Source organism: Microbacterium azadirachtae, from assembly GCF_000956505.1.
Lineage (GTDB): Bacteria > Actinomycetota > Actinomycetes > Actinomycetales > Microbacteriaceae > Microbacterium > Microbacterium azadirachtae_A.
In genome coordinates this window covers 73712-99304 of record NZ_JYIX01000030.1, presented here as the reverse complement: position 1 = coordinate 99304, position 25593 = coordinate 73712, and the positions used below count along the sequence as shown (strand labels likewise).

The following is a 25593-nucleotide window of genomic DNA, read 5'->3' as shown; positions in this document are numbered from 1 at the left end:
ACCGTCAGACGACGCCGGTGGCTCCCAGCAGCGTTCCGATGAGCCACGTCGCGACGAGCGCCATCGCCCCGCCGACGACCAGCCGGATCGAGGCGCGCACAGGGTTGGAACCGCCGATCCGCGCCGAGAGGAAGCCGGTCGCCGCGAGGGCGATCAGGACGGCGACGAAAGTGACCGGCACCCGCCAGCCCGCCGGTGGCAGCAGGATCGCGAGCAGCGGCAGGATGGCGCCGGCCGTGAACGCGATCGCGGACGAGATGGCCGCGTGCCACGGATTGACGAGGTCGTCCTGGTCGATGCCGAGCTCGACCTCGAGATGTGCGGCCAGGGCGTCGTGGGCGGTGAGCTCGACGGCGACCCGGTGGGCGGTGTCGTCGCTGAGACCGCGCTGACGGTACAGCTCCGTGAGTTCGGCGAGTTCCGCCTCGGGCATGGTCCGCAGTTCTTCGCGCTCCTTCGCGATGAGGGCGTGCTCGCTATCGCGTTGGCTGCTCACCGAGACGTACTCGCCGAGCGCCATCGAGATCGCGCCGCCGATCAGGCCGGCGAGTCCCGCGACGAGGAGTGCGGCGTTGTCGGTCGTCGCGCCGGCCACGCCCACCACGAGCGAGGCGACGGAGACGATGCCGTCGTTCGCGCCGAGCACTCCGGCGCGCAGCCAGTTCAGGCGCTGTCCGAGGCCGGTGCCGTGCGGTTCGTGCGGATGCAGTGCGGTCACGTCGTCTCAATCCGTTCGCTGAGGACACACATGGGCAGGACGCCCATGGGTCCACGTAAGCACCTGTGCGCACCGGCGTCCATCAAGGCAAGGCATGCATAACCGGGGTCCTTACGGAAACCCCGAACCGGATCACCCGGGTTCCTCCGTTCCGCCCCCGCGAGCCCGCCTCTAGCGTGGAGTCATGAGCACAGCACCGTCCTACTCCCCGCCCCCCGCGACGGGTCCTGTCGCCGCGGCGGCGCGCACCCCGGTGCGCCTGTTCCTCACGATCCTCGAGCTCGCCGCTCTCGGCGTGGTCGGATCCGGTGTGATGGGCGTCCTCGGCGGAGGCCTGGGGCTCGGCTTCGGTCTCAGCTTCATCGGTGTCGGCCTGCTCGTGCTCGTGGGTCTGGTCTACGCCGTGTTCGGCGTCGCCTGGTTCGAGATCGCCCGGCTGAACGGCCTGTACGGGTTCGATCTTCCGGCCCTCCGCTGGCGCGCGGTCGACCGCCCCGGCTTCGGCGGCTGGCTGCTCTCCCTGTGGCGGCAGGCCTACAACGGCCGGATGTGGCGCGCACTGGCCAACTTCGCCATCGCCTGCGCACTCGGCTCCCTGCTGCTGAGGCTCATGGCCTGGTTCGGCTGGTCGGCGGTCACGGCCTTCGCTCCGCTGTTCACCTCCGGTGAGGTGGATACCGGCTGGGGCACGAGGTACCCGAGCGCCTGGGCTCCGCTCATCGGCGGTGCGGGCGCTGCGGCCGGCATCGTCGGCATCATCAGCGTGGCGCTGCTGCACCGGGTGATCTCCCGCGGCATCGTGGCCACCCCCGATCGCAACCTCGACCTCAGCGAGCAGGTGCGCACGACCACCGCTCAGCGGGCGGGCGCCGTGCGCGCGGCGGACGTGGAGCGCACCCGCATCGAGCGGGACCTGCACGACGGCGTCCAGCCGCGTCTCGTCTCCGTCGGCATGACCTTGGGAATGGCGCAGCAGAAGATCGACTCGGATCCGGAGGCCGCCAAGGCTCTCATCGCCGAGGCGCACACCTCGACGAAGGCCGCGATCACCGAGCTGCGTCAGCTCGCCCGCGGAATCCATGCGTCGGTGCTCGACGACCGCGGATTGGATGCCGCGCTCTCCGCCCTGGCCGGGCGATCCCCCGTGCCGGTCGTGCTCGACGTGCGGCTCGACGGGCGATGCCCGCGCGATGCGGAGGCAGCGGTCTACTTCACGATCGCGGAATCGCTCACGAACGCGGCCAAGCACTCCAGGGCCAGCGAGTGCCGGGTCGTCGTGCGCGTGCGCGACGGGGGAACGCTCTGGGCCAGGGTCGAGGACAACGGCATCGGCGGCGCGACGGTGCTGCCCGGCGGCGGTCTCGACGGGATCGGGAACCGCGTGCTCGCGGCCGGCGGCACTTTCCGTCTGGACAGCCCCGTGGGCGGTCCGACCAGCCTGGAGGTGAGCGTCCCGTGCGCATCCTGACCCGCTCGCCTCTCGACCAGCACCACGACGCCGACCCGAAGGAGCGCATCTCATGAGGATCCTGATCTGCGAGGACTCGGTGCTGCTCCGCGAAGGACTCGTGCGGCTTCTCGAGGACGCCGGCCATACGGTCGTCGCTGCGCTTCCCGATGCGAACGACCTCGACGCGACCGTCGACGCCACCGACCCGGAACTCTGCATCCTCGATGTGAGGCTCCCGCCGACCTTCGTGGACGAGGGGATCCGCGCGGCACTGTCGCTGCGCAAGCGACTCCCGCAGCTCCCGCTGCTCGTGCTCTCCCAGTACGTCGAGGAGCGCTACGCGAGCGACCTGATCATCGCGCAGGGATCGGCGGGTCCGCTCGGCTACCTGCTGAAGGACCGGGTGGCCGACGTCTCCGAGTTCATCGAGTCGGTTGCGCGCATCGCGTCCGGATCCACGGTCCTGGATCCGGAGGTGGTCGCGCAGCTGCTCACCCGCCGCAACCAGGACGACCGCATGCAGAGCCTCACAGAGAGGGAGCGCACGGTGCTCGCGCTGATCGCGGAGGGCAAGTCGAACCAGGCCATCGCAGCCACCCTGTTCCTCTCCGAGGCCAGCGTCGAGAAGCACATCACCGCCATCTTCCAGAAACTCGGGCTCGAGCCCGACGAGTCCGGCAATCGCCGGGTGCTCGCCACGATCGCCCACCTCTCCAGTGCCGGCCTGAACGGCCCGCAGACAGGAACGAACCGATGACGAACCTCACCCCTCCGAGCGCCCCCGAGCACGAGCCGTCCGGAGCGGCGGCGCCGAACGGCACTGACCCCGTTCCGGCCCCTCCTTCGCCGGCGTCGAGTCCGAGCAGGGGGACGCTCGCCGCGATCACGATCGCCGCGGCGATCATCGGCGGCGGCGCGCTGGTCACCGTCGGCGGCGGTTCCGCTCTCGCAGCCGTCGCCCAGGTCGCCTCGAGCGACGGCTCGGGGGCACGCAGCACCAGCGTCGACACAACGGGCGTCACGGGACTGAAGGTCGAGGTCGGGCGCGGCTCCGCGACGATCCGCTTCGACGACGTGAGCGAGGCGACCATGCGCGTCAGCGGCACCGGCAGCAGCGACTGGACGATGCGCCGCGACGGCGATGTCCTGCGGGTCGACCGCCCCAACGGGCCCTTCGGGTGGTGGACCGCCGGCTGGTTCGGCATCGATCCGCAGATGACGCTCACGCTCCCCCGGGAGCTGGAGGGCGAGGTGACGGCCGATCTGCAGTTGGATGCCGGGTCGCTCTCGGCCGAGGGGCGCTTCGACGCTCTGACCACGCGGGTGAACGCCGGTTCGCTGTCGCTCGACGGGGGCGCGAAGACCGTGACCACCCGGGTGAACGCGGGATCCGCGACGCTCCGCCTGGACGACGTGACCACGGCCGAGCTGTCGATGTCGGCGGGCAGACTGGACGCGACGATCTCGGGCCGCCAGCCCGACGACGTCACCCTGGACGTGAGCGCCGGATCCATGGACGTGACGGTGCCGACGGGGCGCTATGCGCTGATGCGGGACTCGTCGGCGGGCACCATCGACGCCCGGATCCAGACGGATCCGTCCTCGACCCACCGCATCGGTGCACGGCTGTCCGCGGGCAGCATCACCCTGCGAGACGGCAGCTGAGCGCCGCTCGAGCGCCGCTCGATTTCGTGATCGTGTCAACGTCCGGTAAAGTCTTGGAGGTTGATAAGGGGCTATAGCTCAGGCGGTTAGAGCGCTTCACTGATAATGAAGAGGTCCCAGGTTCAAGTCCTGGTAGCCCCACCGACATGTGAGCGGATCCGAGAAATCGGATCCGCTCATTCGGTCGAATGAGGGGCCTTAGCTCAGTTGGTAGAGCGCCTGCTTTGCAAGCAGGATGTCAGGAGTTCGAATCTCCTAGGCTCCACGGAATCAGAACGGACCCGGTCTCAGGACCGGGTCCGTTCCTCGTTCTGGGGTGCCTGCGCAGTACGGTGAACAGGTGCCTCCCCGTCGCAAGTTCCCCGCCGCGACACCCTCTGCGGCAGCTCGCGCGCGGTACGCGAAGCGCAGGAAGCGTCGGTTGGCAGGCGTCGACAACGACCTCACTCCGAAGCAATGGGCTGACATTCGTGACGCTTGGGGAGGGTGCGCGTACTGCCAGTCCACGGGTGTCGCCGTACAGCGAGACTGCATTCAGCCGGTCTCTCGTGGCGGTCGCTACACGCTGGAGAACGTGGTGCCGGCCTGCGCATCCTGCAACGCGAGCAAGAGCAACGGCGAGGTCACGACATGGCTTCGACGCAAGCAGCTCGACGAGCGTGCTTTTCTCCTTCGCCACGCAACGATCCTGAGCGCGCTGCTTCCGGAAGACGATAGTCCGGCCCTGTAGAGCGGCGACTGCGCCGCCTACACGACCGCTTCGGCGAGCGTGGCGGACGCGGTCGTGCGCGGCGTGCCGGCGGTGACGCGCTGCCACGAGCCGGCGAGGATCTCCGCGGCTCGTTCGAGCTCGCGCGGTTCCGTGGTGAACGGGATGCGCAGGTGGCGCTCGTGCCCGCCCTCCACGGCGAAGCGGGGGCCCGCGCTGAGGTGCAGCCCGTGCGCCGCGGCATCGATCACGAGCGCCGAGCTGAGCGGCGCGCCCAGTCCGACCCAGATCGCGACGCCGCCGTGCACCTGCGGCACGGACCACTCGGGCAGCCCCCGTCGGAGCGCCGCGGTGAGGGCGTCTCTGCCCGCGCCGAGCAGAGCCGCGCGCTGCGGCAGGATCTCGTCGAGGCGGTGCACGATGCGCGTCGCGACGGCCTGTTCGAGGTCGGGTGTGCCCAGGTCGTGCGTCGGGCGGGCGGCGCGCAGACGGCGGATGACGTCGTCCGCCGCGCGGATCCAGCCGATCCGGAGTCCTCCCCAGACCGACTTGCCGAGGGATCCGACCCGGATCGTCCCGGTGTCCTCCGTGCCCAGCGGCCGTGCGCGGGGAAGGCCGTCGATGTCGAGGTCGGCCGTCGTCTCGTCGATGAGCAGCACCGAGCCCGCGTCGTGCGCGGCGCGCTCGAAGACGACGCGCTCCTCGACCGTCATCGAGCGCCCTGTGGGGTTCTGGAACTCCGGCATCAGGTACGCGAGCACCGGCCGGGTGCGGGCGAAGGCCTGCGCGGCGCGATCCAGATCCCATCCGTGCGCGGTCTCGACGGGAACCCCGACGAGGCGGGCGCCCACGCGACGGAACGTCTCCATGGCGTGCGGGTAGCTGGGGGTCTCCAGGAGCACGCGGTCGGCCCGGCGCAGCAGCGTCGAGGCGATGAGGTTGAGCGCCTGCTGCGCGCCGGTGGTCACCATGATCTGCGCGGGCGACGTCGGGATCCCGAGCAGCGCGTACCGATCGGCGATCGCGGCGCGCAGCTCCGAATGGCCGAGGATGTCGTATCCCGCACGCGAGACGAGCGCGGTAGCCGACGTAGCGGCCTCGGCGATCACCCCTGGTAGGCCGGGCCACGCGGGTGGGCTGGCCTGCTGCAGGTCGATGCCTTCCCGGTCGAACCAGCGCGCCGACGTGGTGCGTCCGAGTGGCCGGGTCACGCTGCCCGACCCTTGACGGCTCACGATGTGCCCTGTCGCTCGGAGGCCCCGGTAGGCTGCGGCGACCGTGGTGCGACTCACGCCGAGGGCCGCCGCGAGCTCGCGCTCGGCCGGCAGCGCCGTCTCCGGCGCGATCCGGTTGTCGAGGCAGAGCAGGCGGATGCCGTCGGCGAGGGCGTCGAAGGCGGGTTCGCTGGTGCGCCACAGCCCGAGCAGCTCGACGAGGGCACGTGCGGAAAGCCGGGAGTCCATGAGGCCAGCCTAGAGCGATTGGACTGGTCGCAACAGGCCAGTTCAGGATCATCATGGATCCATGACAAGACGCGTGCTGCAGCTGCTCATCGGGCTGGTGCTCTACGGCTTCGGGTGCGGACTCACGATCGTGGCCGGCCTGGGCGTGGACCCGTGGACCGTGTTCGCAGAGGGTCTTGCGCTGCGCACCGGCATCGGCGTGGGCTGGATCACGAACATCGTCGGCCTGCTGGTGCTGCTGCTGTGGATCCCGCTGCGACAGAAGCCGGGCGTCGGAACGCTCCTGAACGTGCTGCTCGTGGGCACCGCGATCCAGGCGACCGTGACGGTGATCCCGCCGGTGCACGGCCTCCTCCTGCAGGTGCTGGTGCTCATCGCCGGCGTGCTCGTGGTTGCGCTCGCCAGCGGGCTCTACATCGGGGCGCGTTTCGGACCCGGACCGCGTGACGGCCTGATGACCGGGATGAACGCGCGCCTGGGCTGGCCGATCTGGGCGTCCCGCCTCTCGGTGGAGCTCACCGTGCTCGCGATCGGGTGGCTGCTCGGCGGCACGGTCGGCGTCGGAACGGTCGTGTTCGCGCTCGGGATCGGCCCGCTCGTGCACATCGCGCTGCCTCTGCTCGACACGGCACGCACGAGCCGTGGCAACCGGGAGGAGCCGGAGGCGCCGGCGATCCGCACACGGATCCCGGAGGACGCAGGGCTCCCCCGCCCGATACTGCAGCGCGGTGGTGAGGCGACGCACGACGACTCACGTGCCATCGGCGACCTGCGGGCCGCGCGGGATCGCAGCGACTGGTGAGCGATCGCACAGTTCGAGCCTGCATGATGGGTGCATGGCGGCGAGACGTGGAGTGTGGTCCTTCGCGATAGCCGCGGTGGTCCTGGCGGCCGCGTTCGTGGCGACGTATGTCTTCTTCGTGCGCACCTACGTCGGGCAGATCGTCGATGAGCGCGCATTCGTGGGGGCATCCTCGCAGCATGACCTGGTCTATCGCCTGACTGGCATGGTGCTCGGCAACGTGCCAACCGTCGCGATCGGAGGGGGCGTTCTGCTCACGCTCGTCATCGGCCTGGTGACGCGCCGGTTCCGGCACCTGCTGGTCGCCCTCGCCACCGGTGGGATCGCGGTCATCGCCGCGGAGCTTGCCAAACACGTGTTCCTGGAGCGTGCCGCGACCGGCGCCACCGACCTGCTCGGCAATTCATTCCCATCCGGGCATGCCACGGTCGCCGCCGCTGCGGCCTTCGCGATCTTCGTCGTGTGCCCCCCGCGTTGGCGCCCGCTGGCGGCCGTGCTGGGTGGCGCATTCGCCGTGCTCACCGGGGTTCTGCTCGTGATCCAGCAGTGGCACCGGCCGAGCGACGTGGTCGCGGCATTCATGCTCGTAGCGGCATGCGGATGCATCGGCGGGATCGCTCTGCTGCTCTGGCGAGTGCCGGAAGCCGTCCCGCCGGCCCGGACACTGCCGGCGCTGTGGTGGATCGCAGGGGCGAGCGCGGTCGCCTCCGGCATCGCGTTCGTCATCATCTTCATCACCGTGCAGAACCACGGCAGCCATCTGCAGATCGCCTACGCCGGCGGAGGCGCGGCGATCCTCGCAGTCGGAAGCGCTTTGGCCGCCGCGGGGAATGCGCTCTTCCGGCGGATTTCCTGACGCAGATCCGGGGGCGTTCCGCGTTCTCCGCAGGCCCGGGAATGACAGCCGAAACGGCGGAGGGCGCGTTCGGTGGGCGCTCGTGACGTGGGAGCGCCGAGCGCGGGAAAACAACCGGTGAACAGCAGGTATCCCGGGAGTGGAGCCGATCGGACGCCCCGTCCCGGGACGATTTCCGCATTCCCCGAGTAATCCACATGTGGATGAACCTGTTAATAGATTCCGGCGCCGTCGGGATTGTCATTCCAGAGCGGGCCGAACCGCGTCGGCACGCCCTCCTCGGGCGGGGTTCCGGGGCCGGCTCGGACGATGCCGCGATTGCGCCGAAGGCCGGTCCCGGGTCCATACTCGTCGTCATGCCTTCCACGCTCTTCCTCGACGGAATGCGCTTCGCCATGGTCTCCTCGACCGCGAGCGAGGTCGATTCCGACGCTCCGACGACCTTCGACTACCACCAGGACGGCCGCCTGATCTGGGGCGAATACACCGGTGACACGGTGACCGAGGGCCGCTTCGTCGGCGAGATCGCCGGCGCCGAGGTGCGGGTTTCGTTCGCACATGCGCTGGTCAGCGACGGCTCGGTCGTGCGCGGGGACGCGGTGAGCCGCGCCGAGCACGAGGACGACGGCCGGATCCGTCTCGTCGAGGACTTCGCCGTCGACGGCATCGATCACGTGAGCGTCTGCCTGCAGGTCTGATCCCTCACTCGGGAGCGCCCTCAGACGCGCGTCCCGCGGCTCCCATCGGTGCGGGTGAACCGCATCAGGCCGCTGTCGACGCCGATCGCCGCGCGCTCCGGGATCTCGTCCGGGAGGACGAACGGCCGGCGGAACACCTCGCCCATCACGATCGCGGTCTCGACCTTGGTCACCTCCGGACGATCGGCGATCGTGCCGATCACGAGCGACTGCATGCGCTCCATGTCGACGCTGCGGACGAGGAGCATCACGTCGTGCTCTCCCGTCATCACCATCGCGGATTCCACATCGGGCATATCCCCGATCGCCTGCAGGAACGAGCTCCACGACTGCGGCTGGATCGTGCAGAACACGAGGGCGCTCACCCCCAGTCCGAGGCGGGTCGTGTCCACCTCCGCGGTGTAGCCCGTGATGATCCCGGCCCGGGTGAGGGACTCCACCCGCGAGTAGGCGCTGGCGCGGGATATCCCGACCTCCTGGGCGAGGGCGGCGATGGAGATCCGACCATTGCGGCGCATCGCCCGGAGGATGTCGTAGGCGATTTCGTCGATCACGGGCGCGGATCGTCCAGGGATGGAAGGCACATCGTCGCTCATGCTGGACATATTGCCGTAGTGACGGAAGCGTGACAATCGAATGATCGAAATTGTGCCGATCAGTCGGATATAGTGCCGGAAAACCCGATCCGGTCGTCTGACCTGTCCAACTTCAATGAGGAGGAAGCCGTGGCCCGTTCCTATCGCCACGTCGCCGCAGCGCTCGTCGCTGTCGCCGCCATCGCGCTCGCCGGCTGCTCCGGCGGCAATTCCGCGAACAATTCCAGCACCAACTCCTCCTCGGGCGGCACGCTCGTGGTCGACACCGCGTTCTCGCTCGAGACCGGCGACCCCGGCCGCAACTACGTGCCGACCGGCAACATGGTGCTGCACGCGGTGTACGACACCCTGCTGACGTTCGAGGGCGCCGACTCGAAGACGCCGAAGCCCGATCTCGCGACCATGAAGCAGAACGCGGATGCGACCGAGTTCACCTTCACGATCCAGGACGGCCGGAAGTTCTCCGACGGCACCCCTGTCACCGCGGACGACGTCGTCTTCTCGCTCGACCGCGTCGCCGGGATCACCGACTCCAAGGCCAACTTCCTGATGACGGGGATCACGGTCGCCAAGGTCGACGACAAGACGGTGACGCTGTCGACGAAGAGCCCGTCGCTGCAGCTGCCTGCGATCGTCACCAACCCGTCGCTCGCGATCCTCAACTCGAAGCTCGTCCAGAAGAACGGCGGCACGACGGACGACAAGGACGCCGCGAAGACCTGGCTCGACGCGAACTCGGCGGGGTCCGGCCCGTACACGCTGCAGTCGCTCGACCTCACCTCGCAGGTCGTGCTCGTGAAGAACGCCAAGTACGACGGCGATGACAAGGCCGCCTACGACAAGATCGTCGTGCGCAACATCTCGCAGTCCGCCACGCAGCTGACCAACCTCAAGGGCGGCGACTCGAACGTGGCGGTCGACCTCTCCGGCGACCAGGTGAAGAACCTCGGCGACGGCTTCACGGTGAACTCGGCGCCGTCCGCCCAGACGCTGTTCCTCCTCATCAACCAGGACAAGAACGTCGGCGGCGCGACCGCGAACCCGAAGTTCGCCGAAGCGGTGCGCTACGCGCTCGACTACGACAAGCTGCTGGAGCTGGCCGGATCCGGATCCGTGCAGGCCACCGGCGTCATCCCGCCGATGTTCCCTGGCGCGAACAAGTCCGGCGTGAAGCAGGACCTCGAGAAGGCCAAGGCCGCCCTCGCCGCGTCCGGCTACACGGGCCAGGAGATCAAGCTCCAGTTCCCGAACGACAACCCCGTCGGCGGCGTGGAATTCACGCCGGTCGCCGAGCGCGTCCAGGAGCAGCTCAAGGCTGCGGGCATCAACGTGACCCTGGCTCCGGCCCCGTTCGCGACCGAGGTGCAGCCCTACGTCAAGGCGCAGGAGGCGTTCTCGCTCTGGTACTGGGGTCCCGACTACGCCGACACCTCCTCGTTCCTGCCGTTCGGCCCTGGTCAGAAGGTCGGCCTGCGCGCCGGCTGGCCGGCCGAGGCCGACACCTCGATCGCCGACCTGGTGACCAAGGCGCAGAACGCGACCAGTGTCGACACGCGCAACACGGCGTTCGGCGACTACGCGAAGGCGATGCAGGAGTCCGGCCCGTTCGTGCCGCTGATCGTCCCGGGCATCAACCTCGCCAGCTCCACCAAGGTGGCCGGTCTCGAGTACAACGTGACCTGGACCCTCGACCTGCGGACGCTGCACCCCGCGAAGTGAGTCCCTGCGGGGACCGGAACCACGCGGTTCCGGTCCCCGCAGCACCACGCCCTCTCCGCCACGTAGACCCGGAAGCCCCCTGTGTCCGAGACGAAAGCCATCGCCACCCGCACGACGCGGACGGCGCAGCACACCCTGCTGCGCTTCCTCGCCCGGCGGGCCGTGACGAGCGTGATCCTGCTGTTCGGGATCGTGCTGGTCACCTTCTCCCTCACCGTGATCGTGCCCGGCGACCCGGTGCGCGCCGCCCTCGGCGAGGGTGCAGCGTCCAACCCCGCCACGGTCGAAGCGTTCCGGGAGAAGTACGGACTCGATCAGCCGGTGTGGATCCGGTTCTTCATCTATGTCGGCAACCTGCTGCGCGGTGACCTCGGCACCTCGCTGAAGTCGGGACAGCCGGTCTCCGCCGACCTCGCCAAGGCCGTGCCGGCGACCGCCGAGATCGCCTTCTACGCGATCATCATCAGCCTCGCCGTCGCGATCGTGCTCGGCACCCTCGCCGCCTACCGTCGGGGCAAGGTCACCGACCAGGTCGTGCGCGTGGTCACCCTGATCGGCCTCAGCATCCCCACGTTCTGGATGGCGATCCTCACCTACCAGCTGTTCTTCATGCAGCTGCACTGGGTCAGCGGATCCGGCCGGATCTCCCCCACGATCACCCCGCCGCCGCGCATCACCGGCTTCTACACGATCGACTACCTCCTGAACGGCGACTCGGTCGGGTTCCTCGACGCGATCGGCCATCTGGCTCTGCCGGTTCTGGTGCTGAGCCTGTTCACGATCGCCACCCTCACCCGGTTCGTGCGCACCTCGGTGCTCGAGGTGCTCGACATGGACTACGCGAGGGCCGCGCGAGCGAAGGGCCTGAGCGGCGGCCGCGTCGTCGTCGGGTACGTGCTGCGCGGAGCGGCGCTGCCGATCCTCACCCTCGTCGGCATCGCGTTCGGCAGCCTGCTGTCCGGCACCGTGCTCGTCGAGGCCGTGTTCGCGTGGCCGGGCCTGGGCACGTACGCCTACAACGCGTCGAAGAACCTCGACCTGCTCGCCGTGACCGGCGTCGGTCTCGTGGTCGGCGTGTTCTACCTCGTCATCAATCTCGTCGTCGACGTGCTCTACGGCGTCCTGGATCCGCGAGTGAGGCTGTCGTGAACCTCGTCATCCCCGAGAAGGTCGCCCCGAAGCGTCGTCGCCCCTGGCTGCCGCGCGCCTGGCGCACCCCGCTCGCCATCGTCGGCACCGTGATCGCGCTGATGTGGATCGTGATCGCGATCCTCGCGCCGTGGATCGCTCCGCACGACCCGCTCGCGCAGGACTTCCCCCGGCTCGCGCCGCCCAGTGGCGAAACCATCATGGGCACCGACGTCAACGGCCGCGACATGTTCTCGCGACTGCTCCTCGGAGCCCAGACCACGATCCCGCTCGCCCTCATGCTCGTCGTCTGCGCGATGATCGTGGGCACCGTCGTCGGGGCCGTCGCGGGCTATCTCGGCGGCTGGTTCGACGAGGTGCTCATGCGCATCACCGACATGGTGATGGCGTTCCCGACCGTGATCCTCGCGATGGTCATCGCCGCGTCCCTCGGCCCGTCGATCATGAACGCCGTGATCGCCGGCATCATCGTGGCCTGGCCCCCCTATGCCCGCATCACCCGGTCGCTCGTGCTCGGCCTGCGCACGCAGAACTACGTGATCGCCGGCCGGCTGCTGGGCTCGTCCCCGCTGCGCTCGCTCCTGCGGGACGTGCTGCCGAACATCGCCGGCCCGGTGCTGGTGCTCGCCTCGCTCGACATCGGCACCGCGATCCTGCTGCTCTCCGGTCTGTCGTTCCTCGGCCTCGGCGCGCAGCCGCCGACGCCCGAATGGGGCACGATGATCGCCGCGGCCATGCAGAACCCCTCGGCCTGGTGGCTGGGTCTGTTCCCGGGTATCGCGATCCTCAGCATCGTGATGGCCTTCAACTTCATCGGCGACTCGCTGCGCGACGCCCTCGACCCGCTCGCCGCCCGCGAGCGCGAGGCAGAATCGCCCACGGCGGTCTCCGCCGCCGCATCGACCGGGGAGGTGGCACAGTGACCGCCGCGCTCGCGATCCGCGATCTGCACGTCGAACTCGGCCAGAGCCGTCACAACCGCACCGAGGTCGTGAAGGGCATCTCGCTCGACCTCGTGCCCGGACGCATCCAGGGCCTCGCCGGTGAATCCGGATCCGGCAAGAGCATGACGGCCATGGCGATCCTCGGCCTGCTGCCGGCGGGGGGCACGGCGTCGGGATCCATCGTCCTCGGCGGCGCGGGTAAGACCGATGTCGAGCTCGTCGGCATGACGGGCGGCGCCTATCGCGCGGTGCGCGGCAAGCGGATCGGCATGGTCTTCCAGGATCCGTCCGCCAGCCTGCATCCGCAGATCACGGTCGGAGCCCAGCTCGCCGACGGCATCCGCACGCATCTCAAGCTCTCCCGCGCCGAGGCCAGGAAGCGGGCGTCCGAACTGCTCGCGCTGGTGCGCGTGCCGAATCCCGAGGAAGCACTGCAGAAGTACCCGCACCAGTTCTCGGGCGGCCAGCGGCAGCGCATCGCGATCGCGATCGCTCTGGCCTGCGAGCCCGAGGTCCTGCTCGCCGACGAGCCCACCACGGCGCTCGACGTGACGGTGCAGGCCGGGATCCTGCACCTGCTGCGCGACCTCGCGACCGAACGCGACCTGGCCGTGCTGCTGGTCACGCACGATCTCGGCGTGATGAGCGCGGTCGCCGACGAGGTGGCCGTGATGCGGGGCGGTCTGATCGTCGAATCCGGATCCCGACAGCAGGTCTTCCAGAGCCCGCAGCACCCCTACACGCGCGAGCTGCTGGACGCGATGCCCGACGCCCAGGACTCCCTCGTGGATGGGCCTGCGGATGCCGGATCCGGCGCAGAGGCGTCCCCCGCTCCGTCCGCGGGCGGGACCACGGATGCAGACGATCCCGAGGAGACCCGATGAGCGATCAGAAGCCGGTCCTGCACGTCGACTCCCTCGTCGTCGAGTACGGCGGTCGCGCCGCCTTCCGCGCGGTGGACGGCGTCTCCTTCGACATCGCCGCCGGTGAGGTGCTCGCCCTCGTCGGAGAGAGCGGTTGCGGCAAATCGTCGACGGCGCGCGCCGTGATCGGCATGGAGAAGCCGCGCGCCGGCGAGGTGCTCTACCGGGATCGCCCCGTGCAGCCGCTCGGCATGCGCACGCGGCCTGCGGAGCTCACCGCGATCCAGATGGTGTTCCAGGATCCGAACTCCTCGCTGAACCCGCGGATCCGCGTGGCGCAGCAGATCGCGGAGGGATCCCGTGCCGCCCGCGCGCGCGGCGTCGACACCGAGGCGCCGTCGCACTGGCTGAAGGCGGTCGGCCTCTCGGCCACCCTCGAGAACCGCTACCCGTACCAGCTCTCCGGCGGCCAGCGGCAGCGCGTCGCGATCGCCCGCGCGCTCGCTGCGAAGCCGGATCTCATCGTCGCCGATGAGCCGATCTCGGCGCTCGACGCCTCCGCGCAGGCCTCGGTCGCGGGCATGATGCGCGAGCTGTGCGTGGCCTCGGGCGCCGCGATGCTGTTCATCTCGCACGATCTCTCCGTGGTGCGTCTCATGGCCGACCGCGTCGCCGTGATGTACCGCGGCCGGATCGTCGAGTCGGGCGCCACCCCCGTGGTGTGGGCCCAGCCCGTGCACCCGTACACGGCGGCGCTGCTCGACGCGATCCCCCACCCGGACGGCGAGGGCGTGCTGCCCGCCGCCCCCGCCTCGGAGGCGCCGTCGTCCTGGCGCGTCGACATCCCCGAGGCGCTCGACCGCGTGCGCTGAGCGCGCCGCACAGACTTCCCGGTGCGGGCCTGCCCCCCTGCGCCCGCACCGGGAAACCCATGGTGCCCCCTACCGGTCCCTGCGCGAGGAGTGCAGCGACGAGACGAAGGGCGCCGAGGTCAGCCTCCCGCGGGCGTCAGGGCGTGCGGGGTGGTGTTGAGGTTCACGCAGCCGTCGGCGGTGACGACCACGATGTCCTCGATGCGCGAGCCCCACGCGCCGGGGAAGTAGATGCCGGGCTCGATGCTGAACGCCATGCCCTCCCGCAGGGGGAGGTCGTTGCCGGGCGCGATGTACGGCTCCTCGTGCGTCGTGACGCCGATGCCGTGGCCGGTGCGGTGCACGAACGCCTCGGCGAGACCCTCCGCGGCGAGCACGTCGCGGGCGGCGGCGTCGACCTGTTCCGCGGTCACGCCGGGGCGCACGGCGTCGACGGCCGCCTGCTGGGCGCGCACGAGCACGGCGATCCTGCGTGCGACCTCCGGATCCGGCTCGCCGACCGCGTAGGTGCGGGTGCTGTCGGAGTTGTATCCGGCCGGCACCGCGCCGCCGATGTCGACGACCACGATGTCGCCGTCGTGGATCACCCGGTCGGAGACCTCGTGGTGCGGATCCGCGCCGTGGGGCCCGGAGGCGACGATCACGAACTCGACCGTGCGGTGCCCCTCCTCCACGATCGCCGCGGCGATGTCGGCGCCGACCTCGCGTTCGGTGCGACCGGCGCGCAGCAGGCCGGGGACGCGGCGGTGCACCGCGTCGATGGCTTCGCCGGCGCGACGGAGCTCGGCGATCTCTGCGGCGTCCTTGATCATCCGCCCCTCGCGCAGCACGGGCGTGGCGAGCTCCGGCCGCAGGCCGAGTCGGTCGGCGAGGGGGATCACGTGCAGGGCGGGCAGGGCGTCGGAGACGCCGAGACGCGCGGGGGCCTCGGGCATCGCGGCGGTGACGAGGGCGTACGGATCCTGCCCGTCCACCCAGTCCGCCACGGCGAGTCCGAGCGCGCCGACGGCCGTGTCGCGCACCTTCGCGAGCTCCATGCGCGGCACGACGACGGTCGGATCCCCGGCCGCCGGGATCACGAGAGCGGTCAGCCGCTCGATCGTGTTCCCTTCGACGCCCGCGAGGTAGGTCAGGTCGGGACCGGGTCCCACGACGATCGCATCGAGACCCGCATCAGCGGTCAGGGCGCGGGCGCGGTCGAGGCGGGCGGCGTACACGGAGGCGGGGAATGGCGTGCTCACCCCTCCACGCTACGTCCGCTCGGGCCGGCCGCGCCAGGCCCGCGGAGGGACATATTCCGAGATCGAGATGAACCGCCGGCCGGCCCCGGATCCCCCGCGCATTCGTCCGCCGTATCCGATCCGTCGCCCCTCCCGCCCAGACGATTCGTCTGACCGCGAGACTCCAACTCCGCGACGAGACTGCGGCTCTGCGGTGCAGTCTCGTCGCCCAGTTGGAGTCTCGCGGTCACAGGGGATGTCAGAGAAGCGAGTCAGAGACGCGGGATCAGTTCAGCGTGATGCCGGATTGCTCGAGGCGGGAGCGGACGCGATCCACGTCGTCGTCGCCGGGGAGCTCGCCGAGCACCTTCATCATGAGCACCTGCGCGTCGACGAGCGAGATCTCCGGATCCGCTCCGCTCTGCGCCGCCACGGCCTCGCAGACCTCCTGCACTTCGCCGTCGGTGAGGCGACGACGCAGCAGGGCGAGGATCGGCACGCGGTCCTGGGCGGGGATCCCGTCCGGATAACCCGCGCCCAGCCAGCGCAGGGCCTGGGCGATGGGGTTGGGGTCCGATGGTTCAGTACGGGCGTCCGCGCCGGGGAGGATCGTCCGGTCGCCGACGATCCGCTGCGCCTTGGTGCTCAGCGGTACTCCGCGGTCGGCGAGCAGGACGGCCACGCGGCGCACCTCGTCGCCACCGGGGTTCGCCGAGGTCACGTCGGCGATCGCCGCACGGATCTGCGACACCCGTACCGGATCCGTCTCCTGTCGGGCCAGGGCCGCGACCACTTCCGCGAGCTCCTCGGCGGTGAGCGTCCGCTGCAGGAGCGCCAGCAGCGGGGAGTAGTCCTTGGGCGGCACCCCCTCCGGGTAGCCGGCGCGCAGCCAGTCGAGCACGCGGCTGAGGACGTTGCCGTTCACTTGCCCACCCCGAACAACGAGATCCCGAAGTAGTGGTAGATGCTCAGGCGGGTGATGAAGAGCACGCCGGTGAGCACCGTGGCGATCACCAGGGCGAACAGGATCCAGCCCGCCGCGGTCAGCAGCGGACGGCGCGTCCCAGGTGCCTCGCCGTCGATCTCCCCGGTGCCGGCAGATTGCAGCCGCATGCCGACCGCGAACAGGGCGGGCAATCCTGCGCCGAACAGCAGGCCGACCAGCAGCACGCGGCCCGCGGAGAGGGCCATCTGCGCGATGTCGAAGTTCATCTCATCCGTCCTTCGGTTCAGGCCGCTGCGCCCTGGGGCACGGTCGAGTCGTCCCATTCGGCGTTGACGTTGTTGTGGTCGACCTTCTGCCGGCGGCTGCGCAGGTAGAGGAGTGCCGCGGCTGCGAGCAGCAGCACGAACACGGTGATCGCGCCGGCGAGCCCGCCGATGCCGTGGGCGAGGAAGAAGCAGAGCGCGCCGACGACGCCCGCCGCGGGCATCGTGATGAGCCAGGCGGTGACCATGCGGCCCGCGATGCCCCAGCGCACCTGCGCACCGGGGCGTCCCACGCCGGATCCGAGGATCGACCCGGTGGCGACGTGCGTCGTCGACAGCGCCATGCCCATCGAGCTGGACGTGAGGATGATCGCGGCGGAGGAGGCCTCGGCGGCGAGGCCCTGCGGCGACTCGATCTCGACCAGGCCCTTGCCGAGGGTGCGGATGATCCGCCAGCCGCCGAGGTACGTGCCGAGCGCGATGGCCGCGCCACAGGTCACGATGATCCAGATCGGCAGACCCTCGTTCAGGATCTGATCGCCGGTGAGCGTGCCGTGCGCGATGAGCGCGAGCGCGATCACGCCCATGGTCTTCTGCGCGTCGCCGGTGCCGTGCGCGAGCGAGACGAGCGACGCGGTGCCGATCTGGCCCCAGCGGAAGCCGGCCTCGCGGTGCTTCGCGTGCACGGACCGGGTGAGACGGTAGACGAGCCAGGTGCCGACCGCCGCGACGACGCCCGCGATGAGCGGGGACAGCACGGCGGGAACGATGATCTTCCCGACGATGCCGGCCCAGTTGACGGTCGCCGCTCCGGCGATGCCGGCGCCGATGAGTCCGCCGAAGAGGGCGTGCGAGGAGCTGGACGGCAGGCCCAGCAGCCAGGTGAGCAGATTCCACAGGATGCCGCCGACGAGTCCGGCGAAGATGATGATCATCGCCGATTCGGGGCTCAGACCGGGAACGAGGTCTCCGCTCGGACCCTGGATCGTGAGCACGTCCTTCGTGATGGTCGCGGCGACCTCCACCGAGAGGAAGGCTCCGACGAGGTTCAGGACCGCGGAGAGCGCCACCGCGACCTTCGGCTTCAGCGCCCCCGTCGCGATCGAGGTGGCCATCGCGTTCCCCGTGTCATGGAATCCGTTGGTGAAGTCGAAACCCAGTGCGGTCACGACCACCAGGATGAGGATCATCACTTCGGCGCTCATGGTCGTCAGCATTCCGCGTCCCGAGGGCGTGAACAGCCGGTGTCGTGCACTCGACCGCGAGAGTTCATCGGGCGTTAAGCGCTCCCGGCCGAGAGCGGTCGAGCAGCGCCTTCACCGTCCGCATAGCAGCCGGGCGTAGCCTCACGGCGGCCGCACTGCAGATCGGAACCCGCCACGCCTCCCATCCCCGTCTTCCTCAGCACCTGGAGCCTGGATCCCACCGCGCTCGCGGTGCTGATCGTCGCAGCCGGCCTCTACCTCGGCGGGGTGGCGGTGCTGCGCCGGAGGGGCCACCGCTGGCCACTGTCGCTGACGCTGATGTTCCTGCTGCTGGGCCTCGGCTCCTACGCCGTGGTGTCGTTCGGGTTCCTGGGCACCTGGAGCACGGCGCTGCGCTGGGCCTTCTCGACGCGGATCGCCCTGCTCATGTTCGTGGTGCCGGTGCTGATCACCCTGGGACGCCCGGTGTCCCTGGCCCGCGCCGTGCTCTCTTCGCGGCCCCGCGCTCGGGTCAACGGCTTCCTGCGCTCCTGGCTGGCGAAGTTCTTCGGCAACGCGATCATGGCGCCGGTGTTCACCTGCCTGGTGTTCTCGGTGTTCTTCACGCCGCTCTCGGCGGTGCTGCGCGTCAACCCGATCGCCGAGGGGGCGACGTCGGCGATCGTGCCGTTGCTGGGACTGCTGATGATCCTGCCGATGGCCGCGCACACGGTCGCGCGCACGAGCCTGTTCATCGTGGCCGAGTTCATGTTCGCATTCGTGGAGCTCGTCCTCGACGCGATCCCCGGTGTGCTGCTGCGCCTGGGCACCGTCGTCTTCGACCACGCCGGCCCCTGGCCCGGAGCGCTGCCGCTCTGGTTCCCCAATCCGCTGCGCGATCAGCAGCTCTCCGGGGACTTCCTGTGGTTCATCGCCGAGATCGTCGACGTGCCGATCCTGGTGATCCTGATGATGCGATGGATCCGCTCCGACCGTCGTGAATCGCGCAGCATGGACGAGCTCAGCGACGAGGAGATGGCCGAGCTCACCGCCGCCCACCTGCGCGGAGAATGAGGGCTCCGGCGCCGGCGGCCGGATCCTCTCCTCATCACTCCGTGGGGGCGGCCCTGCGGATGCGCTCGCCGAGGAAGGCGAGGTCGGCGGCGGAGAGCGTGGTCACGGCGTAGGAGACCGGCCACACGGTGCCTTCGTCGAGCCGTGCGGGCCACTCGAACTCGAACGTGGCGTAGCGCACCTTGAACTTGGCCTTGGGCTTGAAGAAGCAGACGACCTTGCCGGCGGCGTTGGCCCAGGCCGGCATGCCGTAGTACGTGCGGGGCACCAGATGAGGAGCGTTCTCGGCGACCAGGCGGTGCAGGGCCTCGGCGAGCGTGCCGTCCTCGCCGTCCATCTCGGCGATCTTGGCCCGCACATCGGCCTCACCGGCGGCGCGGGCTTCGTCGGCGGAGATCTTCTTCCGCGCGACGCGGGTGCGGCTCTCCTTCGCGGCCTCCTTGACGGCGGCGCGCTCGAACTCGGTCAGCACGGGGGCGGTGTTCTCGGTCATGGCATCCTCCTGTCGGCGCCCCGCGGATCCGGGGATATCGTCAGCCTACGAACGTGCGCGGACGGGCGCTTCTTCAGAACTGATCGATCGGCGGGGTGCCTCGCGCCGCCGTCGAACCTGCCACGATGGGCTTCATGACGACGCTGTTCACGGGCCGGATCCGACCGCTCTCCCCCGCTTCCGAGGACCTCGTCGAGGCGCTCCTCGTCGGTGACGACGGGCGCATCGTCGCCGTCGGCGCGATCGCTGATCTCGCGGCGAAGGATCCCTCCGCGGAGCGGGTGGCGCTGGACGGCTGGGCGATGCCGGGGCTCATCGAGCCGCACGGCCACCCCGGCACGGCGGCCGTGCTGCTGTCCGACCGGGTGCTCGACCTGCGGCCGGTGGTGCTGCCGGACGCCGAGAGCGTGATGTCCGCGTTGCGCGTCGCGCTCGCCGCCTCCGAGGGGCGCCCCGTGTACGCGAGCGGGTGGGACGCGCTGCTGCAGCGCGGACTCCCGGATCCCGACATGCGCCTGCTCGACGACCTCGCCGGAGCCACCCCCCTCGCGATCGTGCACAACTCCGGCCACTCGGCGTACTTCAACGCCGCTGCGGCTCGGCTCGCGGGAGTGGACAAGGACACGCCGGATCCGGCAGGAGCATCCTTCGGCCGTACCGCGGACGGGGAGCTGAGCGGTGTCGCTCTCGAAGCCGCCGCCGTGGAACAGGTCGTGACGCCGCTCCTGGAGTCGGCTCGGGCCGACATCGTGGAGCTGCTCGGCGCGCACTTCGCAGACCTCTCCTGTCGGGGGATCACGACGGTCTCCGACCTCAGTTGGAACCCGGCGTTGAACCAGGTCGTCGACGCCCTGCGCGCCGCGGGGCGGATGCCGCTCCGGCTGCGCTGGTACGAGATGTCCCGACCCGGGGGGACGCCCGCCGCGCGACCCTCGCGCGCGAGCGGCGTCGATGGAGGTACTGCCGACGCCGAGGACGACATCGTGCGCCAGATCGGCGTCAAGACCTGGACGGACGGCTCCCCGTGGATCGGCAACATCGCCACGAGCTTCCCGTATCTCGACACCGTCGCGACCAGGGGGCTCGGCCTCGAGCCCGGCCACCGCGGCGCCTCGAACTACACGGCCGAAGAGCTGCACGGGATCGCGGAGCCCTATGCCGCGGCCGGCTGGCAGCTCGCCTGCCATGCGCACGGCGACCTCGCGATCGATGAGACGCTCGACGTCTACGAGCGGCTGATCGAGAAGCATGGTCTGACCGATCACCGCTTCCGCCTGGAGCACGTGGGGGCGATGACCGCGGCGCAGTTCGCCCGTGCGGCGGAACTCGGAGTCACCGTCAGCCTGTTCGTCGATCACATCACCTACTGGGGCGAGGTGCTGGTGGACGACCTGTTCGGCCCGGAGCGGGGCGGAGCATGGGCGGATGCGGGCGCGGCTTTCGCCGCCGGGCATCGTGCGACGTTCCACAACGACGGCTGGGTCACGCCGGCGGAACCGCTGCGCAACATGGCCGTGGCGGAGACCCGGCGCACGCGCTCCGGCCGGGTCATGCCCGCCGGCACCCCTGTCTCCCGTACGCAGGCGCTCGCTGCGCACACGACCAATGCGGCATGGCAGCTGTTCAGCGAGCACGAGGTCGGCTCCCTGACGCCCGGCCTTTTCGCCGATCTCATCGTGCTGGACCGGGATCCGCTGACCGTGCCGGCGGAGGAGCTCGCCGAGGCCGAGGTGCGGGAAGTGCACCTCGGCGGTCGGCGCGTGAGCTGACCGCGCCATACCGGTTGTGACGTCTTAGGGTTTGAACCATGGACATGCGCGTCGCGGCATACGCGGTCATCCTCGACGATGACCGGCGGGTGCTGCTGGCGCGGTGGACCGAGGGCCGCCGGGTGTCGTGGACGATGCCGGGAGGCGGGCTGGAGCCCGGTGAGGACCCCGAGGCCGCGGTCCGCCGCGAGGTGCGCGAGGAGACCGGCTACAAGGTGGTCGTCGACGAGCTGCTCGGGATCCACTCCCGGGTGATCCCCGCCCGCCGCAGGGTCACCCCGGGCGCGACCGAGCCGCTGCACACCCTGCGCATCGTGTACCGGGCGCGGATCACGAGCGGGAAGCTCCGTTTCGAGAAGAACGGATCCACCGACATGGCCGCCTGGTTCGCGCTCGACGAGGTCGCCGGCCTGCAGCGCGTGCGGCTCGTCGACATCGCCCTCGGCATGGCGGACCTGAGCGGCTGACGTCAGCGCAGCACCTCGACCAGGGCGATCCAGGAGATCACGATCGCCACGACGAGTGCGAGCAGCGAACCGGTCGCGGCGAGCACCAGGCCCACAGGCCGGCCGGCGAGCAGCAGTACGCCGGCGGCGGTGTACGCCGCGAGCGGAAGGAACCCCAAGGCCGCTCTGGGCACCGGGTTGCCGTGGCCGGGGTCGCGCCGCAGTGAGAGGGCCGCGTGCACCTGGAACGCCGTCGCGCCGGCCGTGATGATCAGCACGAGCGCGCCGAACCACCCACCGCCGAGGTGCGGGATGAGGGCGATGCCGGAGGTGAGGATCGCCAGCACGAGTCCAGCGATGGCCGCGGCGAGCCGCGCGGTGAGCGCCTTGGCGACCACGATCTTTCCGATGTTGACGCTCGCGGCGACGATGACGAGCCCGGCGAGGGCCGCGGTCGCGCCGAGCATCGCGACGTGGAACTCCGACCACGCATCCAGCGCATCCGTCATGCCCGGATGCTACTCCCCGACCGCGATCAGCGGACGGGCGTGCGGATCACTCCGGCTCCGAGATGTCGGCGACGGTCGCGTCGTACGCGGAGATGAGGGCGTCGCCGTCGACGAACAGACTGTATCCGTGTGCTCCCGCCCCCATCGCGATCCGACGACCGCGGATCGTCTCATCCGCGAACACCGGCCATGCGGTGGTGCTGCCGATCGGGACGATCGTTCCGCGCTCGTAACCGGTCGCGGCCAGCGCGACGGCGGGATCCGGCAGCTTCAGCCGGTTGACGCCCACCAGCGCGCGCAGCTTCGGCCAGGAGATCTTGCGTCCGCCGGGGATCAGCGCGAACAGGAACGTGTCATCGCTCCGCTTGACCACGAGGGTCTTCACGATGCCGGACGGATCCAGGCCGAGAAGTGCCGCTGCCTCGTGCAGGCTGTGGGCGGCCGGGCGCTGCCGGATCTCGATGTCGAGGCCGCGTTCGGCCGCGGCATCGCGCACGCGGGCGTGCGGATCCGACCCGTCGGCGGGTCTTTCGACGGGCTCAGGGGCCGGTGAAGCGGGGGTGCTCACGCCTCGGGAGCGTTCAGCGGGTCGTCGGCGACCCAGAGCTCGTCGTCGGCCCGCAGTGCCTGCCAGGCCGCGACCAGGACTCCCACGGCCGCCGCGGCGCCGAGGATGATCGCGATCACGGCACCGATCCCGAGGCCGCTCTTGCGCTCGGCCGGCACGGCGACCACGGCGCGCGGAACGTGCACCGTTCCGGTGCGCTTGGCGTTCGCGATGTCCCACGCGGTGAGGGCGGATCCGACGACACCGCCGATCGCCGGGACCACCTTGTGGTCGACGACATCGCGGGAGAACTTGACGCCCTTGTCCACGGCGGGGACCACGCGGTGCTCGTACACGTCCTGCACCGTGGGCACGACCTGCTCGCGGCGGAAGTTGTCGAGCTGGCGACCCGCCTCACGGGCGACGTTCGCGGCCTCGCCGACGACGACCTGCTGGGAGGCCCACAGCTTGGCGGCCTCGCTCTGCAGCTGACGGAGTTCCTTCTGACGCTTGCGGCTCAGGCTCACGATGCCCTCCCAATCGAAACGGAGTTCGGACTCACCATCTTGCCAGACAAGCTCCTGAGTGGCGGGTGTGCGTCGGAGAAGTTCCTGGAGGAATCAGAGACTGCAGGGGATCCGATGCGAGAATGGACGCATGCCTCACGCCACTCACGTCGCCACGCTGCACACCAACCACGGAGACATCGTCATCAACCTCTTCGGTGACCACGCTCCCCGCACCGTGAAGAACTTCGTCGAACTCTCCGACGGCACCGGATCCTGGACCCACCCCGCCACCGGCAAGCCGGGCGAGGGTGCGCTGTACCAGGACGTCATCTTCCACCGCATCATCCCGAACTTCATGATCCAGGGCGGCGACCCGCTCGGACAGGGCGTCGGCGGTCCCGGCTACACCTTCAACGACGAGATCCACGGCGAGCTGAACTTCAACGAGCCCTACATCCTCGCGATGGCCAACGCCGGCCTGCGTCGCAATGCCATCACCGGCCAGGCCGAGGGCACCAACGGCTCGCAGTTCTTCATCACGACCGACCCGACCCCGTGGCTGCAGGGCAAGCACACGATCTTCGGCGAGGTCGCGGACGACGCCTCCAGGGCCGTCGTGGACGAGATCGCCGCCGTGCGCACCGGAGCGGGCGACCGCCCGGTCGAGGACGTCGTGCTGCAGTCCGTCGACATCGTCGCGAACTGACCCCGCCCCCGGACTCCGGAGCGCACGGATGACGACTTCGGAGTTCCACGCGAATCCCGACAACTTCTGCTACCGGCATCCCGGTCGGCAGAGCTTCGTGCTGTGCCAGCGGTGCATGCGCACGATCTGCCCTGAATGCCAGACCCAGGCCCCGGTCGGTGTGATCTGCCCCGAGTGCATGCAGGAGCAGCGGCGCAACCAGACGCCCGCCCAGCGCCGCGCGAACCGGCGCTGGGGTGCGCGTTCGATGACCGCCGTCGGCGGGCGTCCGATGGTGACGTACTGGATCCTCGCGATCACGTCGGCGGTGAGCCTGCTGCAGTTCGTGCCGGGTATCGGTGGTTTCCTCACGAGCAACCTGTCGTTCTGGGCCGGGTATCTCTACCCGTCGCTGTCCGGGGCGCCGTTCGAGCCCTGGCGCCTGCTGACGGCGCTGCTCGTGCACGGCGGATTCATCCATCTCGGCCTGAACATGCTCGCGCTGTGGATGATCGGGCAGATTCTTGAGCCGCTGATCGGCCGGGCGAAGTTCCTCACGCTGTATCTGGTGAGCGGTCTCGGCGGGTCCGTCGCGATGGCCCTGATCGATCCTGCCCAGTCCACGGTCGGCGCGTCCGGCGCGATCTTCGGTCTGTTCGTCGCTCTGATCGTGATCGGCCGCCACCTGGGCGGCAACATCATCGGCGCGTTGGTCGTGCTCGCGATCAACTTCGTCTACGGGTTCCTGGTGCCGGGGATCGCGTGGCAGGCGCATGTCGGTGGGGCGGTCGTCGGCGCCCTGGTCGCGCTCATCTACGTCCGCACGAGCGGCCGCGGCACGACCAAGTTCTGGTGGATCGGCCTCGTCTCGGCGCTCGTGCTGGTGCTGCTGGCCGTGGTCGCGATCGTTCCTCCCCTGCTCATCACCGCCGGTCACTGACCGACGGACCGCAACGGCCCTCGCCTTCGGGCGGGGGCCGTTCGTCGTCCTCCCGGCCGTGAGAATGACAGGCGTGTAATTCTCCCCACATGGGGATAGATCTGTGGATAACTTCGGGGACGGGGTGTGCATATCCATCCCCAGAATGTGGATAACCCCTCGGATCCGTGGACAACCCTGCGGGATACCAGATCCGGAATGCAGAAACGCCCCCGCGCGGGCGGGGGCGTTTCGGAGAAGGAGAAGGCGGCGTCAGCGCCAGCGGGTGGTCATCAGGAAGCCGATCAGGGCGATGCCGAGACCGATCAGCAGGTTCCAGGACTGCAGACCCGGGATCGGGTACTGCATGCCGGTGATGTAGAAGACCAGGATCCAGGCGAGGCCCAGCAGCATGAAGCCGACCATGACCGGCTTGAACCACACGGCGTTGGGTGCGGCGTCGCCGTCGACCTTCTCTGCGACGGCTTCTTCGGGCTTGCGGGATCGTGCCATGGGCACAGTCTA

29 protein-coding genes and 2 tRNA genes are annotated in these 25593 nt (G+C 69.9%); 19 read left to right on the top strand and 12 right to left on the bottom strand.

What is annotated here, in order from left to right; translation table 11 throughout:
• Window positions 1-4: 4 nt before the first annotated feature.
• Complete coding sequence (locus tag RS86_RS06130) at window positions 5-718, bottom strand: VIT1/CCC1 transporter family protein (RefSeq protein WP_045271319.1); 714 nt, start codon at window positions 716-718, stop codon at window positions 5-7.
• 184 nt (window positions 719-902) lie between these two features.
• Here RS86_RS06130 and RS86_RS06125 point away from each other — a divergent pair, with 184 nt between their 5' ends.
• From RS86_RS06125 to RS86_RS20110, 6 genes are all read left to right on the top strand, one after another.
• Complete coding sequence (locus RS86_RS06125; RefSeq protein ID WP_082076608.1) at window positions 903-2186, top strand: sensor histidine kinase; 1284 nt, start codon at window positions 903-905, stop codon at window positions 2184-2186.
• Window positions 2187-2238: 52 nt separating this feature from the next.
• Entirely contained in the window at window positions 2239-2925 is a 687-nt protein-coding gene (locus RS86_RS06120) for a LuxR C-terminal-related transcriptional regulator (protein ID WP_045271318.1), read from the top strand.
• Window positions 2922-3833: a DUF4097 family beta strand repeat-containing protein gene (locus RS86_RS06115; RefSeq protein WP_052680103.1), complete on the top strand. Its 912-nt coding sequence runs from the start codon at window positions 2922-2924 to the stop codon at window positions 3831-3833. Before RS86_RS06120 ends, RS86_RS06115 begins: the two co-directional genes overlap by 4 nt.
• A gap of 67 nt (window positions 3834-3900) precedes the next feature.
• A tRNA-Ile gene (locus RS86_RS06110) sits at window positions 3901-3974 on the top strand.
• 51 nt (window positions 3975-4025) lie between these two features.
• Window positions 4026-4098 (top strand) — tRNA-Ala (locus RS86_RS06105).
• Window positions 4099-4149: 51 nt separating this feature from the next.
• The gene (locus tag RS86_RS20110; RefSeq protein WP_327037090.1) at window positions 4150-4563 is read left to right on the top strand and encodes an HNH endonuclease signature motif containing protein; all 414 of its coding nucleotides are present in this window, start codon (window positions 4150-4152) and stop codon (window positions 4561-4563) included.
• Between the two features lie 17 nt (window positions 4564-4580).
• Here RS86_RS20110 and RS86_RS06095 read toward each other — a convergent pair whose 3' ends face one another.
• Complete coding sequence (locus tag RS86_RS06095) at window positions 4581-6005, bottom strand: PLP-dependent aminotransferase family protein (protein ID WP_045271317.1); 1425 nt, start codon at window positions 6003-6005, stop codon at window positions 4581-4583.
• 61 nt (window positions 6006-6066) lie between these two features.
• On the opposite strand from RS86_RS06095, the gene RS86_RS06090 reads away from it, so the two are divergent.
• The 3 genes from RS86_RS06090 to RS86_RS06080 all read left to right on the top strand — a co-directional run bounded on the left by RS86_RS06090 (window position 6067) and on the right by RS86_RS06080 (window position 8361).
• Window positions 6067-6807: a YczE/YyaS/YitT family protein gene (locus tag RS86_RS06090; RefSeq protein ID WP_327037089.1), complete on the top strand. Its 741-nt coding sequence runs from the start codon at window positions 6067-6069 to the stop codon at window positions 6805-6807.
• 34 nt (window positions 6808-6841) lie between these two features.
• Window positions 6842-7663 (top strand): phosphatase PAP2 family protein, encoded by an 822-nt coding sequence (locus RS86_RS06085; RefSeq protein ID WP_045271316.1) that lies wholly within the window; start codon window positions 6842-6844, stop codon window positions 7661-7663.
• Window positions 7664-8019: 356 nt separating this feature from the next.
• On the top strand, window positions 8020-8361 hold the full coding sequence (locus RS86_RS06080) for a hypothetical protein (protein ID WP_235281660.1): 342 nt from the start codon (window positions 8020-8022) through the stop codon (window positions 8359-8361).
• 20 nt (window positions 8362-8381) lie between these two features.
• On the opposite strand, the gene RS86_RS06075 is transcribed toward RS86_RS06080, so the two are convergent.
• Entirely contained in the window at window positions 8382-8915 is a 534-nt protein-coding gene (locus RS86_RS06075) for an Lrp/AsnC family transcriptional regulator (protein WP_235281658.1), read from the bottom strand.
• A gap of 171 nt (window positions 8916-9086) precedes the next feature.
• Here RS86_RS06075 and RS86_RS06070 point away from each other — a divergent pair, with 171 nt between their 5' ends.
• The 5 genes from RS86_RS06070 to RS86_RS06050 all read left to right on the top strand — a co-directional run bounded on the left by RS86_RS06070 (window position 9087) and on the right by RS86_RS06050 (window position 14504).
• Window positions 9087-10676 (top strand): ABC transporter substrate-binding protein, encoded by a 1590-nt coding sequence (locus RS86_RS06070; RefSeq protein WP_045271314.1) that lies wholly within the window; start codon window positions 9087-9089, stop codon window positions 10674-10676.
• Window positions 10677-10757: 81 nt separating this feature from the next.
• Window positions 10758-11825 (top strand): ABC transporter permease, encoded by a 1068-nt coding sequence (locus RS86_RS06065; protein WP_235281656.1) that lies wholly within the window; start codon window positions 10758-10760, stop codon window positions 11823-11825.
• Entirely contained in the window at window positions 11822-12748 is a 927-nt protein-coding gene (locus tag RS86_RS06060; RefSeq protein ID WP_045271313.1) for an ABC transporter permease, read from the top strand. The genes RS86_RS06065 and RS86_RS06060 overlap by 4 nt, the downstream gene beginning before the upstream one ends.
• Window positions 12745-13653 (top strand): ABC transporter ATP-binding protein, encoded by a 909-nt coding sequence (locus RS86_RS06055; RefSeq protein WP_200892755.1) that lies wholly within the window; start codon window positions 12745-12747, stop codon window positions 13651-13653. The genes RS86_RS06060 and RS86_RS06055 overlap by 4 nt, the downstream gene beginning before the upstream one ends.
• Window positions 13650-14504 carry an ABC transporter ATP-binding protein gene (locus RS86_RS06050; RefSeq protein WP_045271312.1) on the top strand — a complete coding sequence of 285 codons (855 nt, stop codon included), beginning with the start codon at window positions 13650-13652 and terminating at the stop codon, window positions 14502-14504. Before RS86_RS06055 ends, RS86_RS06050 begins: the two co-directional genes overlap by 4 nt.
• A gap of 119 nt (window positions 14505-14623) precedes the next feature.
• On the opposite strand, the gene RS86_RS06045 is transcribed toward RS86_RS06050, so the two are convergent.
• The 4 genes from RS86_RS06045 to RS86_RS06030 form a co-directional block, all read right to left on the bottom strand.
• On the bottom strand, window positions 14624-15745 hold the full coding sequence (locus tag RS86_RS06045) for a M24 family metallopeptidase (protein WP_045271311.1): 1122 nt from the start codon (window positions 15743-15745) through the stop codon (window positions 14624-14626).
• A 265-nt stretch (window positions 15746-16010) separates the two neighbouring features.
• A complete protein-coding gene (locus RS86_RS20920; protein ID WP_045271310.1) occupies window positions 16011-16649 on the bottom strand; it encodes a DUF3349 domain-containing protein in 639 nt (212 codons plus the stop codon).
• Window positions 16646-16936, bottom strand: coding sequence for a hypothetical protein (locus tag RS86_RS06035; protein ID WP_045271309.1), 291 nt, complete (start codon window positions 16934-16936; stop codon window positions 16646-16648). Before RS86_RS06035 ends, RS86_RS20920 begins: the two co-directional genes overlap by 4 nt.
• Window positions 16937-16953: 17 nt before the next feature.
• Window positions 16954-18138: an inorganic phosphate transporter gene (locus tag RS86_RS06030; protein ID WP_045271386.1), complete on the bottom strand. Its 1185-nt coding sequence runs from the start codon at window positions 18136-18138 to the stop codon at window positions 16954-16956.
• 231 nt (window positions 18139-18369) lie between these two features.
• Here RS86_RS06030 and RS86_RS06025 point away from each other — a divergent pair, with 231 nt between their 5' ends.
• Window positions 18370-19191 carry a cytochrome c oxidase assembly protein gene (locus RS86_RS06025; protein ID WP_082076607.1) on the top strand — a complete coding sequence of 274 codons (822 nt, stop codon included), beginning with the start codon at window positions 18370-18372 and terminating at the stop codon, window positions 19189-19191.
• 34 nt (window positions 19192-19225) lie between these two features.
• Here RS86_RS06025 and RS86_RS06020 read toward each other — a convergent pair whose 3' ends face one another.
• The gene (locus tag RS86_RS06020) at window positions 19226-19684 is read right to left on the bottom strand and encodes a DUF1801 domain-containing protein (RefSeq protein ID WP_045271308.1); all 459 of its coding nucleotides are present in this window, start codon (window positions 19682-19684) and stop codon (window positions 19226-19228) included.
• 134 nt (window positions 19685-19818) lie between these two features.
• Here RS86_RS06020 and RS86_RS06015 point away from each other — a divergent pair, with 134 nt between their 5' ends.
• Both RS86_RS06015 and RS86_RS06010 read left to right on the top strand, forming a co-directional pair.
• Window positions 19819-21453 (top strand): amidohydrolase, encoded by a 1635-nt coding sequence (locus RS86_RS06015; RefSeq protein ID WP_152642098.1) that lies wholly within the window; start codon window positions 19819-19821, stop codon window positions 21451-21453.
• 38 nt (window positions 21454-21491) lie between these two features.
• Window positions 21492-21920: an NUDIX hydrolase gene (locus tag RS86_RS06010; protein WP_045271307.1), complete on the top strand. Its 429-nt coding sequence runs from the start codon at window positions 21492-21494 to the stop codon at window positions 21918-21920.
• Between the two features lie 2 nt (window positions 21921-21922).
• On the opposite strand, the gene RS86_RS06005 is transcribed toward RS86_RS06010, so the two are convergent.
• The 3 genes from RS86_RS06005 to RS86_RS05995 form a co-directional block, all read right to left on the bottom strand.
• A complete protein-coding gene (locus RS86_RS06005) occupies window positions 21923-22408 on the bottom strand; it encodes a hypothetical protein (RefSeq protein WP_045271306.1) in 486 nt (161 codons plus the stop codon).
• 46 nt (window positions 22409-22454) lie between these two features.
• Window positions 22455-22904, bottom strand: a complete 450-nt coding sequence (locus RS86_RS06000; protein ID WP_045271305.1) for an aminoacyl-tRNA deacylase — start codon at window positions 22902-22904, stop codon at window positions 22455-22457.
• A gap of 68 nt (window positions 22905-22972) precedes the next feature.
• Window positions 22973-23482: a hypothetical protein gene (locus RS86_RS05995; protein WP_045271304.1), complete on the bottom strand. Its 510-nt coding sequence runs from the start codon at window positions 23480-23482 to the stop codon at window positions 22973-22975.
• Between the two features lie 130 nt (window positions 23483-23612).
• Between RS86_RS05995 and RS86_RS05990 the strand changes: the two genes are divergently transcribed.
• The gene (locus tag RS86_RS05990) at window positions 23613-24170 is read left to right on the top strand and encodes a peptidylprolyl isomerase (RefSeq protein ID WP_045271303.1); all 558 of its coding nucleotides are present in this window, start codon (window positions 23613-23615) and stop codon (window positions 24168-24170) included.
• Between the two features lie 28 nt (window positions 24171-24198).
• Window positions 24199-25089, top strand: a complete 891-nt coding sequence (locus RS86_RS05985) for a rhomboid family intramembrane serine protease (RefSeq protein WP_045271302.1) — start codon at window positions 24199-24201, stop codon at window positions 25087-25089.
• 252 nt (window positions 25090-25341) lie between these two features.
• On the opposite strand, the gene RS86_RS05980 is transcribed toward RS86_RS05985, so the two are convergent.
• Window positions 25342-25581, bottom strand: coding sequence for a cell division protein CrgA (locus tag RS86_RS05980; protein WP_045271301.1), 240 nt, complete (start codon window positions 25579-25581; stop codon window positions 25342-25344).
• Window positions 25582-25593 lie beyond the last annotated feature (12 nt).

Coding starts and splice junctions, on each gene's coding strand:
- RS86_RS06125 (WP_082076608.1), top strand. CDS start 903: ATGAGCACAGCACCGTCCTACTCCCCGCCCCCCGCGACGGGTCCTGTC.
- RS86_RS06120 (WP_045271318.1), top strand. CDS start 2,239: ATGAGGATCCTGATCTGCGAGGACTCGGTGCTGCTCCGCGAAGGACTC.
- RS86_RS06115 (WP_052680103.1), top strand. CDS start 2,922: ATGACGAACCTCACCCCTCCGAGCGCCCCCGAGCACGAGCCGTCCGGA.
- RS86_RS06095 (WP_045271317.1), bottom strand. CDS start 6,005: ATGGACTCCCGGCTTTCCGCACGTGCCCTCGTCGAGCTGCTCGGGCTG.
- RS86_RS06090 (WP_327037089.1), top strand. CDS start 6,067: ATGACAAGACGCGTGCTGCAGCTGCTCATCGGGCTGGTGCTCTACGGC.
- RS86_RS06085 (WP_045271316.1), top strand. CDS start 6,842: ATGGCGGCGAGACGTGGAGTGTGGTCCTTCGCGATAGCCGCGGTGGTC.
- RS86_RS06080 (WP_235281660.1), top strand. CDS start 8,020: ATGCCTTCCACGCTCTTCCTCGACGGAATGCGCTTCGCCATGGTCTCC.
- RS86_RS06050 (WP_045271312.1), top strand. CDS start 13,650: ATGAGCGATCAGAAGCCGGTCCTGCACGTCGACTCCCTCGTCGTCGAG.
- RS86_RS06035 (WP_045271309.1), bottom strand. CDS start 16,936: ATGAACTTCGACATCGCGCAGATGGCCCTCTCCGCGGGCCGCGTGCTG.
- RS86_RS06030 (WP_045271386.1), bottom strand. CDS start 18,138: ATGAGCGCCGAAGTGATGATCCTCATCCTGGTGGTCGTGACCGCACTG.
- RS86_RS06020 (WP_045271308.1), bottom strand. CDS start 19,684: ATGACCGAGAACACCGCCCCCGTGCTGACCGAGTTCGAGCGCGCCGCC.
- RS86_RS06015 (WP_152642098.1), top strand. CDS start 19,819: ATGACGACGCTGTTCACGGGCCGGATCCGACCGCTCTCCCCCGCTTCC.
- RS86_RS06010 (WP_045271307.1), top strand. CDS start 21,492: ATGGACATGCGCGTCGCGGCATACGCGGTCATCCTCGACGATGACCGG.
- RS86_RS06005 (WP_045271306.1), bottom strand. CDS start 22,408: ATGACGGATGCGCTGGATGCGTGGTCGGAGTTCCACGTCGCGATGCTC.
- RS86_RS05990 (WP_045271303.1), top strand. CDS start 23,613: ATGCCTCACGCCACTCACGTCGCCACGCTGCACACCAACCACGGAGAC.
- RS86_RS05985 (WP_045271302.1), top strand. CDS start 24,199: ATGACGACTTCGGAGTTCCACGCGAATCCCGACAACTTCTGCTACCGG.
- RS86_RS05980 (WP_045271301.1), bottom strand. CDS start 25,581: ATGGCACGATCCCGCAAGCCCGAAGAAGCCGTCGCAGAGAAGGTCGAC.